At 69.3% G+C, this 12,786-nt stretch carries 12 protein-coding genes; 6 read left to right on the top strand and 6 right to left on the bottom strand.

Going from position 1 to position 12,786, the window contains the following annotated elements; genetic code table 11:
* Positions 1-24 precede the first annotated feature (24 nt).
* Together RJQ01_RS06440 and phoH2 are read left to right on the top strand one after the other, a co-directional pair.
* The gene (locus RJQ01_RS06440) at positions 25-1,146 is read left to right on the top strand and encodes a PLP-dependent aminotransferase family protein (RefSeq protein WP_350475908.1); all 1,122 of its coding nucleotides are present in this window, start codon (positions 25-27) and stop codon (positions 1,144-1,146) included.
* A gap of 260 nt (positions 1,147-1,406) precedes the next feature.
* Positions 1,407-2,699: an RNA 5'-3' helicase PhoH2 gene (phoH2, locus tag RJQ01_RS06435; protein ID WP_350476071.1), complete on the top strand. Its 1,293-nt coding sequence runs from the start codon at positions 1,407-1,409 to the stop codon at positions 2,697-2,699.
* 44 nt (positions 2,700-2,743) lie between these two features.
* Here phoH2 and RJQ01_RS06430 read toward each other — a convergent pair whose 3' ends face one another.
* Entirely contained in the window at positions 2,744-3,061 is a 318-nt protein-coding gene (locus RJQ01_RS06430; protein WP_350475907.1) for a helix-turn-helix transcriptional regulator, read from the bottom strand.
* 106 nt (positions 3,062-3,167) lie between these two features.
* On the opposite strand from RJQ01_RS06430, the gene RJQ01_RS06425 reads away from it, so the two are divergent.
* Genes RJQ01_RS06425 through RJQ01_RS06415 form a run of 3 tightly spaced genes read left to right on the top strand, consistent with a single transcriptional unit; the run spans position 3,168 to position 7,257 of the window.
* The gene (locus tag RJQ01_RS06425; RefSeq protein WP_350475906.1) at positions 3,168-4,556 is read left to right on the top strand and encodes a proton-conducting transporter transmembrane domain-containing protein; all 1,389 of its coding nucleotides are present in this window, start codon (positions 3,168-3,170) and stop codon (positions 4,554-4,556) included.
* Positions 4,553-6,937 (top strand): DUF2309 domain-containing protein, encoded by a 2,385-nt coding sequence (locus tag RJQ01_RS06420; RefSeq protein WP_350475905.1) that lies wholly within the window; start codon positions 4,553-4,555, stop codon positions 6,935-6,937. Before RJQ01_RS06425 ends, RJQ01_RS06420 begins: the two co-directional genes overlap by 4 nt.
* Entirely contained in the window at positions 6,934-7,257 is a 324-nt protein-coding gene (locus RJQ01_RS06415) for a P-II family nitrogen regulator (RefSeq protein WP_350475904.1), read from the top strand. Before RJQ01_RS06420 ends, RJQ01_RS06415 begins: the two co-directional genes overlap by 4 nt.
* Positions 7,258-7,286: 29 nt before the next feature.
* Here RJQ01_RS06415 and RJQ01_RS06410 read toward each other — a convergent pair whose 3' ends face one another.
* The 5 genes from RJQ01_RS06410 to xseA form a co-directional block, all read right to left on the bottom strand.
* Entirely contained in the window at positions 7,287-8,687 is a 1,401-nt protein-coding gene (locus RJQ01_RS06410; RefSeq protein WP_350475903.1) for a class II fumarate hydratase, read from the bottom strand.
* A gap of 61 nt (positions 8,688-8,748) precedes the next feature.
* Positions 8,749-9,387 (bottom strand): carbonic anhydrase, encoded by a 639-nt coding sequence (locus RJQ01_RS06405; protein WP_350475902.1) that lies wholly within the window; start codon positions 9,385-9,387, stop codon positions 8,749-8,751.
* 35 nt (positions 9,388-9,422) lie between these two features.
* Entirely contained in the window at positions 9,423-10,067 is a 645-nt protein-coding gene (locus RJQ01_RS06400; RefSeq protein ID WP_350475901.1) for a DUF4245 domain-containing protein, read from the bottom strand.
* Positions 10,064-10,330, bottom strand: a complete 267-nt coding sequence (locus RJQ01_RS06395) for an exodeoxyribonuclease VII small subunit (RefSeq protein WP_502885237.1) — start codon at positions 10,328-10,330, stop codon at positions 10,064-10,066. Before RJQ01_RS06395 ends, RJQ01_RS06400 begins: the two co-directional genes overlap by 4 nt.
* Before the next feature lies 1 nt (position 10,331).
* Complete coding sequence (gene xseA / locus RJQ01_RS06390; RefSeq protein ID WP_350475899.1) at positions 10,332-11,642, bottom strand: exodeoxyribonuclease VII large subunit; 1,311 nt, start codon at positions 11,640-11,642, stop codon at positions 10,332-10,334.
* 76 nt (positions 11,643-11,718) lie between these two features.
* Between xseA and RJQ01_RS06385 the strand changes: the two genes are divergently transcribed.
* Positions 11,719-12,786, top strand: a complete 1,068-nt coding sequence (locus tag RJQ01_RS06385; RefSeq protein ID WP_502885236.1) for a 4-hydroxy-3-methylbut-2-enyl diphosphate reductase — start codon at positions 11,719-11,721, stop codon at positions 12,784-12,786.

Below are 12,786 nucleotides of genomic sequence, written 5' to 3'. Positions count from 1 at the left end.
GCCCGACGCCCCTTGGAGACCCTCATGACAGCCCTCGGCGCCTTTATCGCAGATTTCCACGAAGACCCCGGATACCTCGACTTCGCTCGTCTTGCGCCCGTGGGTGACCCTGTCCTGGCGGAGGAGCGCGCGCACGCGGAGCTTCTCGCCCGCGCTCGGTTCGGTGCGCTCTCGACTCTCGACGAGCAGGATGCCCGGGTGCGGGCCGCGCTGGGCGACATGCTCGGCTTCCGGCCCGATCAGGTTGTCTTCCAGCCGAGTGCCTCCCAGGCCCTCATGCACGTCATGTTCGGGCTGACGGGAGGTGTCGCAGCCTCGCCGGGCGAGTTTCCCGCTGTGGGCTACGCCCTGGCTCGAGCTGCGGAGGCCCTCGGTGTTCTCGTGCCGCGCGACCTCGTGCCGCTGCACGAGCGCGTCACGCCAGGGGTGGTCAGGGAGCAGCTGACGGCGAGCACCGTTGCCGTCGTTGTCAGTGTCGTCGACTACCGCACCGGTCACGTCGTCGATCTGGAGGGAGTTCGCCAGGTCATCGGCGAGCGGCTGCTCGTCGTGGACGCCACGCAGGGCGCCGGGGTGGTCGACGCACCCTGGCAGGTGGCGGATGTGATCGCGGGCGGCGGTCGCACCTGGTTGCGTGCCGGCCCGGGAACGGGGTACCTGGTGCTCTCCGACCGCGCGCGCGAGAGTCTCACGCCTGTATGGTCCGGCTGGCTCGCACAGGGCTCGGTCGAGCCTGTGCACGAGATCCTCCCTCCCCAGCACGATGCGGGGGCCTTTCGCGTGGGCTCTGCCGATCCGGGTGCGCAGGCGAGACTCGCCGCGGCCGTTGAGGCCGTCGTGCGGGCCGGTGTCGACGTCATCGCGCCTGCGGTGCTCGAGCGCACCGCCCGCATCCTCGAGCTCGCCGACGAAGCGGGTCTCGCGGTCGTCTCCCCGCGGGAGGACGTGGAGCGGGCCGGCATCGTGGTTGTGGAGCCGGAGGCCGACCGGTTCGGTGTTCTCGCGGCCGCCCTGCACAACCACGGCATCTCGGCGACCAGTCGTGAGGGGCGTGTGCGTCTGAGCGCTCACGTCTCGACGGGCGACGACACGCTCGCTCTGCTGCGCACCGCACTGCGCACTTTCGGGGCGGCCACGCGGCCGTGAGGTGAGGCCCGGGGAGCATGCCCGTGGGGCAACCAACGGGTAACGGGCGCGTGTCGCTGCGCACCGGACGCGGCGGGAGGCATAACGTTGCGCTCATCAGGCAAGCGCCTGGTCGAGACGGCCGGAAGTTCGTCTTGCGAGCCCCGGCCGACACGTCACATGAGTCCGGGGGCGCCCGCGCTTCCGGGGTTGGAGCACTGGTGGCCGCATCGAGAACCTCCTCGCAGACATCCCGCAGCACGGCGTCGACGACGGAGGTGATGCAGCGCACCTACGTCTTGGACACCTCCGTCCTCCTTAGCGATCCGAGAGCTATGTTCCGGTTCGCGGAGCACGCCGTCGTCCTTCCCGTCGTCGTGATTACGGAGCTCGAGGCGAAGCGCCACGACCCCGAGATCGGGTACTTCGCGCGGCAGGCGCTGCGGCATCTGGACGAGCTGCGGGTGCAGCATGAGCGCCTGGACTTCCCCATCACGGTGGGGAACGAGGGCGGTTCTCTTCGCGTCGAGCTGAACCACTCCAACCAATCGGTGCTGCCGAGCGGGCTGCAGCTGGGCGACAACGACTCGCGCATCCTGGCCGTCGCGCTGAACCTCGCGCAGGAAGGCCTGGCGGTCACAGTCGTCTCGAAAGACCTTCCTCTGCGCGTGAAGGCCTCCTCGGTGGGCCTCGCAGCCGAGGAGTACCGGGCAGAGCTCGCTGTCGACAGCGGATGGACCGGCATGGCCGACATCACGCTCTCCGCGGAGCAGATGGCCGACCTCTACGACCGGGAGACGATCACGAGCTCCGCGGTGCGAGAGCTTCCCGTGAACACCTCGCTCGTCATCCACTCCGACCGCGGCTCTGCTCTCGGTCGCGTCGTGGGGGAGGACGTCGTCGGACTCGTGCGCGGTGACCGGGATATTTTCGGGCTGCATGGCCGCTCGGCCGAGCAGCGCCTCGCGATCGATCTGCTCATGGATCCCCAGATTGGCATCGTCTCCCTCGGCGGGCGGGCGGGCACCGGCAAGTCGGCCCTGGCGCTGTGCGCGGGGCTGGAAGCGGTGCTCGAGCGCCAGCATCAGCGAAAGATCATGGTGTTCCGCCCGCTCTATGCGGTCGGCGGGCAGGAGCTCGGCTATCTTCCCGGCGACGCGGGCGAGAAGATGAACCCCTGGGCGCAGGCGACGTTCGACACGCTCAGCTCGGTCGTCTCGCAGAACGTGCTCGACGAGGTCATCGAGCGCGGCCTGCTGGAAGTGCTGCCCCTCACGCACATCCGCGGCCGGTCGCTGCACGACGCATTCGTGATCGTCGACGAGGCGCAGTCACTCGAGCGCAACGTGCTGTTGACGGTACTGAGCCGCATCGGGCAGAACTCGAAGGTCGTGCTGACGCACGATGTCGCCCAGCGCGACAATCTGCGCGTCGGCCGGCACGACGGGGTCGCGAGCGTCATCGAGACCCTCAAGGGTCACGCGCTCTTCGGCCACATCACGCTCACGCGTAGCGAGCGCAGTGCCATCGCGGCTCTCGTCACCGAGCTCCTGGAGGGCAACGAGCTCGCCTGAGCTGACGAGCTGAGCCGGGAGGGGGTGCCCAGGCGGGCATCCCCTCAGCGCTGCTGCGCCCTCGACCCTCCTGCGTCTGAGCTTTCGGCGTGCTCGCCGACAGCGCGCAAGAGCTCGCCGATCGTGTGCGTGCGCTCGAGAGGGTGCCGCAGCGGCACGTCGTCGACAACGCTGTAGCGGTTGCGACGGCCGTCGCGCGTCTTGACGAGATAGCCGCCATCGACCAGTTCCGCGACGATGCGCTGCGTGCCGCGCTCTGTAATGCCGACGCGCTCGGCGATGTCCCGCATGCGTAGATCGGGGTCCTCCGAGAGGCACACGAGCACGTGCGTGTGGTTCGTCAGGAACGTCCACTCGGTCACGGAACCACTGTACGAGCCCGAATGGACGACCGGCGGCATCAAAATGCGCGTAACGTAATGCACGAAAAAGAAATCGTGTATTGTGATGCGGGCAAGGAGGTGCACTGTGATCCCACTCGATAGCCCCATCGACCCCCGCGTTCTCAGCGCGCTCGCGACGCCGACCACGCTCGACAGCCCCCTGTGGCGCTTCGACGGCATCTCGATCGTGCTGCTCGTCCTCGTCGTCGGTATCGCGGCAGCGGTCGTCCCCTTCGCGCATCGCTCTCTGCGCGGCGACCGCCACGGAATCGCCGTCACGATCGCGATCGGCGCCATGCTCGCCGCGACGGCGTGGCTCGCCGTCGCGGGACCGCTGTGGATGCTCGGCCTGGCGTGGAGCGTCTCCACGATCGCGACCCTGGTCGCGCTCGGGCTCGGTGGTGGAGTGCGAGCCGTCCTGCCCGGAGGGGTATGGCTCCTCGCGGCGGATGCAGCGCTGTGGGCGGCCGTGCTTCTCATGGCACTCGGAACATCCCCCGACGCCGTCGCCATCCTGCTCGCCATCGCCGCGACGTTGCGCTGTGCGCTACCGCCGGCACAGAGCTGGCTCGTCGGCTCCCTCTACGCCCCGACCCCTGTCAGTGCTGCGCTCCACGGCGGCATCGTGAACGGCGGGGGCATCCTCGTCATCACGCAGCTTCCGATCATCGGTGCGAGCTCGGTCGCGACGACCCTCTTGGCGATCGTCTCCGCTGTCGGCCTGCTCGTCGGCATCACGGCCTCACTCGTGCGCACCGACATCAAGGGCCGCCTCGTGATGTCCACCGTCGCGCAGATGGGCTTCATGCTGCTGTGCGCGGCGCTCGGGCTTGCCGCGGCCGCGCTCGTGCACCTCGTCGCGCACGGCCTCTACAAGAGCTCGCTGTTCCTCGCCTCCAGCGATGGCGTCGATCGGCGTGCGTACGACCGACGTGCGCCCGTGCTGCTCGCCCTCACGCGGCGTCTCAGGATTCTGCGCTCGACAGCGGGCGCCGCATTGCCGGTGGCGTCTCTCGCGGCGGTGGCGCTGACCCTGTACCCGGGAGGCCGTGGAGTCCCCGAACTCCTCCTCCTGATCGTCATCGGATCGGCCTTCGCCGCGGCCGGCGCCCGCGCCGCGCTGCTCGCGCCGAGCACGGCGCTCGCAGCCGTCTCGACAGCGGCTCTCGCGGCCGGCGCCGCCGCCTACGCGCTCGCCGCGTCGTTGCTGTCCGCCGTCCTGACCCCTGCGGCCACCACCGCCGCGACGCCAGCGGTGCTCATCATCGCTGTGCTCACCGCCGGCCTCGTCGTCTCCCTCGGGATCGTGAGTCGGTGGTTCCCGCTGAGCAGCGTCGGCCTCGCCGTGCAAGCACTGGGGCTCAGCGCGGGGCAGGCCGGAGCCTCGACGCGGCGTCCACCAGCCTCCCCTGAACGGGCGTGGGGCGCCCCGGAACCGCTCGCCGGCCCCGTCACGACAGGAGCACCCTCATGACCGACACCGTCGCATCCGCGCGAGCGGCTCTCCGTTCTCGCGCACGGGCCGAAGTCGCGGCCTCTGTGATCGCCCCCTACTACGGGCTCGACGCGGCCATCGCCGTCAACCCTCTCCTGCCCGCGCTCTCGCGGGGATACTCTGACGCCATTGCGCACGCGGCGCCCGCCGTGGGTGCCCGCGGCGCGCTCGACGAGCAGCAGTACCGCGCGCTGCTCGACTCGGGGCGCATCGCTGCCGCCGATCTCGCCGCGGCCATTCGGCGCCGCTCATCCGGGGGGCATGCCGTCGCGGCGCACTCGACCGACTCCGAGCTCGTCGAGAGCTTCCTCGCCCAGTCTGCCCCCGCCCCCGCGGCCGCGCCGACCGAGTACGGGCGAGTGGACGAGCTCGTCGCGCGGTGGTGCCGCGCGGCGCTCAACCCTGATGGCGCGGCATGGCCGGTGCCCGTGGCCGAGCTCGGATTCTTCGGCGCGTGGCGCGCACTCGCTCGTCACGATGCCTCGCTGCCGCGCCGAGCACGCCGACGGATAGCCGGGCTGCCCGATGTCGCCGACCGCGCCCTGGCCACCATCATCGACAGATTGGGCGTGAGCGAGCACGATGAGCTCGCGTACTTCCGGGCCGGGCTCGCCCGGCTGCCGGGCTGGGCTGCCTACGTGAACTGGCGGGCCATGACATCTGGCGACGTCGATATCGTCGACGTGCTCGCGGTACGCGCGGCACTCGAATGGGCTTTGGATGAACCGTCCAGCCCCCACGCAACGCGTGGTGAGGGCGACGACGACGAGTGGTCGCGTCGCACGCTGATCTGGCAGGAGTCTTTCGAGGCGGCGCCCCACCGTCGCGTGCTCGAACAGCTGACCCCGGGGGCGCACGCCGCCGCCGAGCCCCGCGCGCACTTGGTGTTCTGCATCGATCCGCGATCGGAGGGGCTGCGACGGCACCTCGAGCGCCGCGGCTCGTACGACACGTCGGGTTTCGCGGGTTTCTTCGGCATCGCGGCTCTCGTCGAGCCGCTCGCCGCGATGCAACCGTCGGCTGCCTGCCCGGTACTTCTGACCCCGCGGTATCGCGTCGCGGAGCGACCGGCACCGGGCGCGTGGCGAGAGGCAGCTCGATTCGTGCGCGCTCTCTCATTCGAGCGGGCTCTTCGCTCAAGCGCCAAGGCTCCCGACTCCGTGCCCGGCGCACCTCTGGGATGGGCCGAGGTGACCGGGTGGCTGCTGGGGCCACGATCGGTCGCGCGAAGCCTTCTCGCTGGCCGCACCGTGCGTCGCGCGCGCCCGGACGACCCCGCGATGAGTGTGCACACCCTCCTGGACCTGGACAGTGCTCTCACACCCGACGAGCAGCTCGAGACCGCCGAAGTGATCCTGCGCACGATGGGCATGGTCGACTCCTTCGCGCCCTACGTGGTGTTCCTCGGCCACGGCACGTCCACGACGAACAACGCCTTCCGCACCGCGCTCGACTGCGGAGCGTGCGGAGGCCACCGCGGTGCCCCCAACGCGCGGGCCGCGGGCACCATACTCAACACCCCGGCTGTACGAGTCGGGTTGCGCGAGCGAGGAATCGACATCCCCGAGCAGACAGTCTTTCTCGCCGGCGAGCATGACACCGCGACCGACGACGTCACTCTCGCCGACCTGCATCGCCTCGACCCGACGCAGCGCGCGGCCGCGCTCCAGATCGAGGGCGACGCCCGGGCAGCGGGCCGCGATCTCGCCGCCGAGCGGCTCCTCGAGCTGCCGGGCGCCCCGCGCACGACATCGGCGTCCACCGCCGTAGCCCGGCGTTCGAGGGACTGGGCGCAGGTGTATCCCGAATGGGGGCTCGCCCGTAACGCAGCCATCGTCATCGGCCCTCGATCGCTGACGGCCACCGCGGACCTCGAGCGCCGGGTGTTCCTGCACTCCTACGAGGCGAAGCACGACCTCAACGGCACAGCACTCGAGACGATCCTCACGGCACCTCTAGTCGTCGCGCACTGGATCAACGCGCAGTACTACTTCTCGGCAGTCGACCCCGTGGTCTTCGGTGCGGGCTCGAAGACGGTGCACAACCTCGTGGCGGGCGCCGGCGTACTCAGCGGCCCTTCCGGAGACCTGCGTCTCGGTCTGCCGTGGCAGTCGATCGGCACTCGCGCAGGCCTCCACCATGAGCCCGTTCGACTGCTCGTGGTCGTCGACGCCCCGCGTGAGCGCATCGACAGCATCGTGTCGCGCGCGGACATCGTGGGCGATCTCGTGCACGGCGAGTGGGTAACACTGGTGCGGCCCGCCGATGAGCCGGGCCAGTGGGAGCGGTGCACCGCTGCAGGATGGGTGTCGTGGTCTGTGCCTGACGCCGACAAGAACCGAGGAAAGGAGGCGGCATGAGCCGCGACGCACTGACGAGGATGACCAAGATCGAGATCGTGGCCCGCACGGTCGACGCCGACGCCGTGCGCCGGCAGATCGTCGCGGCCGGAGCGACCGGGTACACGAGCCTGCCCGCCGTCACCGGCCTCGGGCACCATGGTGCTCACGAGGGTCGGCAACTGTTCAACGACCGCGACGCGCTCACCCTCATCATCACCGTCGTTCCCGACGACCGTGCTGACGATCTCATCGACGGACTCCGCTCGCTCCTGGATCTGACGGCCGGCGTGATGTTCGTCTCCGAGACCTTCGTGAGCCGACCGCACTACTTCCGCTAGGGTCGCGTGGCTCTAGCGCCCCTCACGTGCTAGAGCCCCGGAGCGGTCATGCGCAGCACGTCGAGCGAGCTGTCGAGTTGCTCGAGCGTGACCTCGCCGCGCTCGACGAAGCCGAGATCGATGACGGCTTCGCGAATGGTGAGCCCCTGCGTGACAGAGTGCTTGGCAACCGTAGCGGCCGCTTCGTAGCCGATCACCCGGTTCAGGGGCGTGACGATCGAGGGGGAGCTCTCGGCAAGGGCACGCGCTCGCTCGAGGTTCGCCTCGAGCCCGGTCACCGTCTTGTCGGCGAGAACGCGCGTCGAGTTGGCAAGCAGGCGGATCGATTCGAGAAGCGAGGTTCCCATCACCGGGATTGCGACGTTGAGCTCGAAGGAGCCCGAGGCGCCCGCCCATGCGACTGTCGCGTCGTTGCCGATCACCCGCGCGCAGACCATGAGGACGGCCTCGGGAACGACGGGGTTGACCTTGCCCGGCATGATGGACGAGCCGGGTTGCAGGTCGGGGATGCGCAGTTCTCCGAGACCCGTGTTCGGGCCCGATCCCATCCACCGCAGGTCGTTGCAGATCTTCGTGAGTGAGACGGCGATCACCCGTAGCGCGCCGCTCGCCTCGACGAGGCCGTCTCGCGCACCCTGAGCCTCGAAGTGGTCGAGAGCCTCGGTGATCGGCAGCCCGGTGGAGCTCGCGAGCTCGGCGATGACCTTCTGCGAGAACCCCAGAGGGGTGTTGATGCCGGTACCCGTCGCCGTGCCCCCGAGCGGCACCTCTGCGACGCGCTCGATCGTGGAGCGCACTCGCGCCACGCCGAGGCGCACCTGGCGTGCGTAGCCCGCGAATTCCTGCCCGAGTGTGACGGGTGTGGCGTCCATGAGATGGGTGCGACCCGCCTTGACGGCGGTGGACCACGCGTCGGCCTTCTGCTCGAGTGCCGCGGCGAGGTGCTCCAGTGCCGGGATCAGCTCGTGCAGCAGTGCGCTCGTCACCGCGACGTGCACCGACGTGGGGAAGACGTCGTTGGACGACTGCGAGGCGTTCACATGGTCGTTGGGGTGGACCTCCGTGCCCGCAATGCGCGAGGCGAGCGTCGCGAGCACCTCGTTCATGTTCATGTTCGAACTCGTGCCCGAGCCGGTCTGATAGGTGTCGACAGGAAAGTGGTCGTGGTGCTGACCGTCGATGATCTGCTCGGCGGCGGCGGCGATGGCCTGCGCGAGCGGAGCATCCAGGATGCCCAGTTCGGCATTCACGAGCGCTGCTGCGCGCTTGATCTGGGCGAGAGCGATGATCTGGCCCGATTCGAGGCCAGAGCCAGAGATCGGGAAGTTCTCGACGGCACGCTGGGTCTGGGCGCGGTACAGCGCGTCGCGCGGCACGCGCACCTCGCCCATCGTGTCGTGCTCGATGCGGTAGTCGTCTGTCTCGGTCACGTCGGTGTGCGTCTTTCTGTGCGTGGCGATGGGGTGTCAGCTCGGCGTGCGTGGCGGCCTGTCAGATCTGACCGACGACCACGTCAGGTTCGACGCGGCCCTCGCGCAGCTTGTAGTTCGCGCCGACGATGGCCAGCGTACCGGCGGCGACCTCCTCGCCGATGAGCTCGCTTGCCGAGAGCAGTGCGCCGACCGTGTCGCGCAGGTGCTGACGCCCGACCTCGAGGGCGTCGAGCTGGTCGACAGCGCTTGCGCCGGCACTGATCCGCACCCGCTGAACGGCGGGAAGAATCTGGCTGACGATGCCGTGAATATGGACGGGCAGCGGTTCAGCCCCTGGCTGGGCGAAGTCCATCGCGGCACGCACCGCGCCGCACTCGTCGTGCCCGAGCACCAGGATGAGCGGCACGCGCAGCACTGCGACGGCGTACTCGAGCGAGCCGACGACGCTGTCGCTGATGACCTGGCCGGCGTTGCGCACGACGAAAAGGTCGCCCAACCCCTTGTCGAAGATGATCTCGGCGGCGAGCCGTGAATCGGAGCACCCGAAGAGAGCAGCGTGAGGGGCTTGCGAGCTCGCAAGCTCTGTGCGCCGCTCGACGTCCTGGCGCGGGTGCCGCGGGTCACCAGAGATGAAGCGCGCATTGCCGCGCTCCATCTCGCGCCAGACCTGGGCGGGTGTGCGGCGTGTTGCTGTCATGCGGTCACCTCGCGTTGATCGGTTGATCCTGCGATCTACGGTGCGTTCTCGGTCTCGGCAGGAAGGTCGGCGGCGATCGCGGTCGCCACGAGCGCGAACTCGTCCTCCGATGCGGTGCCGTAGAGCACGATGGTGCTCTCGGTCGCTTCGGTCACGAGGGCGTACTGACGGTTTCCGACGGCGTCGACCCCCCGTCGATCGTAGAGGCTCCACTCGATGCCGGCGATCTCCACGCGCTCCGCGCCCGTCGGGCCGCGCAGCAGCTCGTCGAGCCAGGTGGGATTCGTCTCGAAGCCCTGCACGAGAGCGATGAATCCGTCGGTGTCGGTGAGGAAGCCGACGTACCACTCTCGTACGCCTCCGTTCGCGGTGAGGTCAGCGCGGTTCGTCGTCCATGTCGGGGGGACGACGGGCGCCTGCACGTCTGCACCGAGGGCCGCGGACGCTTCAGCGGCGGTGGCCTGGTAGTCGACGGGAGGCGCAGGAGGGCTCTGCTGCACGACGACGATGATGAGAAACAGCACGATGCCGAGAGAGGCGATCAGGGAGAGCACGAGATTCTTCGTCGACTGGTTGGCTCGGCGGCGTTTGCGCGACTCGGCGACGCGGGCAGCCGTCTCCTCCGGCGTCTCCGGTCGGCCGAGCTCCGCGACGACTCGTTTCTCTGCCGGCGGCGTCACGACGCGCTGCCGTCGTCGGTCACGGCTGAGCGCGCCGCATCGAGCCGAGCCTTCGCACCGAGCAACCACTCCTCGCACCTCCGCGCGAGCGCTTCACCGCGCTCCCACAGGGCGATCGACTGCTCAAGCGTCGCGCCTCCCTGCTCGAGCTCCGAAACGACGCGCACGAGTTCGTCTCGAGCCTGCTCGTAGCTCAGTCCGCTGACCTCGGGGCGCTCGAGAGTGGCGGGCTCGGAGGCGGGAGAGTCGGTCACGTCAGTCATGCTAGGTCTGTTTTCCTTCGCTCGGGGTGAGAGTGCGCGGTGATGAATCGTCCGGCGACGGCTCGGTTGCGGTCACCGTCGCTGTGAGTCGGCCGGCGGCGAGCGTTACGCTCAGCGCGTCGTGGAGAGCTGCCTGGGAGGCGTCGCTGACCACGCGCCCGTCACCGTCCTGCACGATCGCATAGCCCCGATCGAGCGTGCGCTGAGGCGACAGCGCGCGCAGCTGCCTGCGCCGCTCGTCGAGCGCGTCGAGAGAGCTGTCGAGGCGGCGCGTGGTCAACTCGACTCCGCGCGCCACGAGACGCGTAAGCTCTTCCGCCCGGGTATCGATGATCCAGGTCGCGCTCGCGAGCGCAGGCCTCGAGCGAAACTGCGCTACGCGCTCGATCTCGCCCGCGAGCATCGATGTGAGCCGGGTGAGGAGCCGCGAGCGCGCCTGCTGCACCGTCGCGAGCTGCTCCCCGACATCCGGCACGACCCGCTTCGCGGCGTCCGTCGGCGTCGACGCCCGGAGGTCGGCCACATCGTCGAGCAGGGGGCGGTCGTTCTCGTGACCGATGGCGCTCACGAGCGGCGTCGCGCAGTCAGCGGCGGCGCGCACCACAGCCTCGTCGCTGAACGGGAGAAGATTCTGGAAGTCGCCACCGCCGCGCGCGATGACGATGACGTCGACCTGCGGATCAGCATCCAGCACGCGGATGCCCGCAACGACGTCGCCGACAGCTCGATCGCCTTGCACCGCGGCGTGGTGCACGCGGAAGGAGACCGACGGCCAGCGCAGTTGCGCGTTCCGCAGGACATCCTTCTCCGCATCGCTGTCGCGCGCGGTGATGAGGCCGATGCACTGGGGCAGGAACGGGAGCGTCTTCTTGCGGTCCGCCGCGAAGAGGCCTTCGGCCGCGAGCCGGCGCCTCAGCTGCTCAAGGCGCTCCAGCAGATCACCCAAACCCACGCGCCGCATCTCGAACGCCTGCATCGTGAGGGTGCCGCCCTTGACCCACCAGTTCGCCTTCACGAGTGCGACGACGCGATCGCCCTGCCCGAGGCCCTCTGGCAGCTGTGCTCGCACGGACGACCAGATGGTGAAGGAAACGGTCGCCTCGGCGGAGACGTCCTTCAGCTTGCCGTAGACGTTCCCGCCCGAGACGCCCCACTGGGTGATCTCACCCTCGACCCAGACGGTGCCGAGGCGATCGATGTACCCCTTGAGCTTCGCAGAGAGCTGACCAACGGGCCACGGCGCGTCGGCTGCGCTCGCCGTCGGGTCGGGCGCCGCTCCTGGGCGGCGGCGAGCCTCGGCGGCGTCTCTCACGCACCCAGGGTAGCCGCGCGCGCCGACACACGGGCACGGAGTCCACCTTCAGGGGCGCGCGCCTAGACTGGGCAGTGTGAGCACCATCACCAACGGAGCCCCCGTCAGCACCCCGGTCATTCCCGAGCGACGCGCGCGGTTGACCGACGAACCCGTCGCGGGCCGAAAGCGGGTTTTGCTCGCCGCGCCGCGCGGGTACTGCGCGGGCGTCGACCGGGCCGTGATCGCGGTCGAGAAGGCCATCGAGCAGTACGGCGCGCCCGTGTACGTACGCAAGCAGATCGTGCACAACATCCACGTCGTCACCGAGCTCGAGAAGAGCGGTGCCATCTTCGTCGACGAGGTGGAAGAGGTGCCTCGTGGCTCGCACATCGTCTTCTCCGCCCACGGCGTGAGCCCTGCCGTCGTGCAAGGTGCGGCGGACCGCGATCTCGCCGCCATCGACGCGACGTGCCCGCTCGTGACGAAAGTGCATCGCGAAGCGGTGCGCTTCTCCAAGCAGGACTATCGCATTCTTCTGATCGGTCACGCGGGCCATGAGGAGGTGGAGGGCACGATGGGTCACGCGCCTGACCGCACGATCCTCATCGGCAGTCCCGAGGAGGCCGACACCGTCGAGGTGCCGGACGCCGACGAGCTCATCTGGCTCTCGCAGACGACCCTGAGCGTCGACGAGACGATGGAGACCGTTCGCCGGCTCCGAGAGCGGTTCCCGCACCTCCAGGACCCTCCGAGCGACGACATCTGCTATGCGACCCAGAACCGGCAGGTCGCCATCAAGAAAATCGCTCCCGAGTGCGACCTCGTGATCGTGGTCGGGTCGGCGAACAGCTCCAACAGCGTGCGCCTCGTCGAGGTCGCACTGGAGTACGGTGCGCGTGCGGCATACCGCGTCGACTACGCAAGCGAGGTGAAGCAGGAGTGGCTCGACGGTGTCGCCACCGTCGGCGTGACATCGGGTGCGAGCGTTCCGGAGGTGCTCGTGCAGCAGGTACTCGCCGATCTCTCCGATGCTGGCTATGAAGACGTCGAGGAGATCACGACGGCGGAAGAGGATCTGCTGTTCTCCCTGCCGAAGGAGCTTCGGGTCGACAAGACGGGCAAGCGCGACGACCGCGCGCTCGGCGGGCGCACGCGGGCCTGA

The organism is Microcella sp. (assembly GCF_040286215.1).
In the GTDB taxonomy this organism is placed as follows: Bacteria; Actinomycetota; Actinomycetes; order Actinomycetales; family Microbacteriaceae; genus Microcella.
The sequence above is the reverse complement of the archived record's forward strand: the minus strand, read 5'-3'. Positions and strand labels throughout refer to the sequence as shown.

What these genes read in the sequence shown, in the direction of transcription:
- RJQ01_RS06440 (WP_350475908.1), top strand. Translation starts at nt 25, where the DNA reads ATGACAGCCCTCGGCGCCTTTATCGCAGATTTCCACGAAGACCCCGGA.
- phoH2 (WP_350476071.1), top strand. Translation starts at nt 1,407, where the DNA reads ATGCAGCGCACCTACGTCTTGGACACCTCCGTCCTCCTTAGCGATCCG.
- RJQ01_RS06420 (WP_350475905.1), top strand. Translation starts at nt 4,553, where the DNA reads ATGACCGACACCGTCGCATCCGCGCGAGCGGCTCTCCGTTCTCGCGCA.
- RJQ01_RS06415 (WP_350475904.1), top strand. Translation starts at nt 6,934, where the DNA reads ATGAGCCGCGACGCACTGACGAGGATGACCAAGATCGAGATCGTGGCC.
- RJQ01_RS06405 (WP_350475902.1), bottom strand. Translation starts at nt 9,387, where the DNA reads ATGACAGCAACACGCCGCACACCCGCCCAGGTCTGGCGCGAGATGGAG.
- RJQ01_RS06395 (WP_502885237.1), bottom strand. Translation starts at nt 10,330, where the DNA reads ATGACTGACGTGACCGACTCTCCCGCCTCCGAGCCCGCCACTCTCGAG.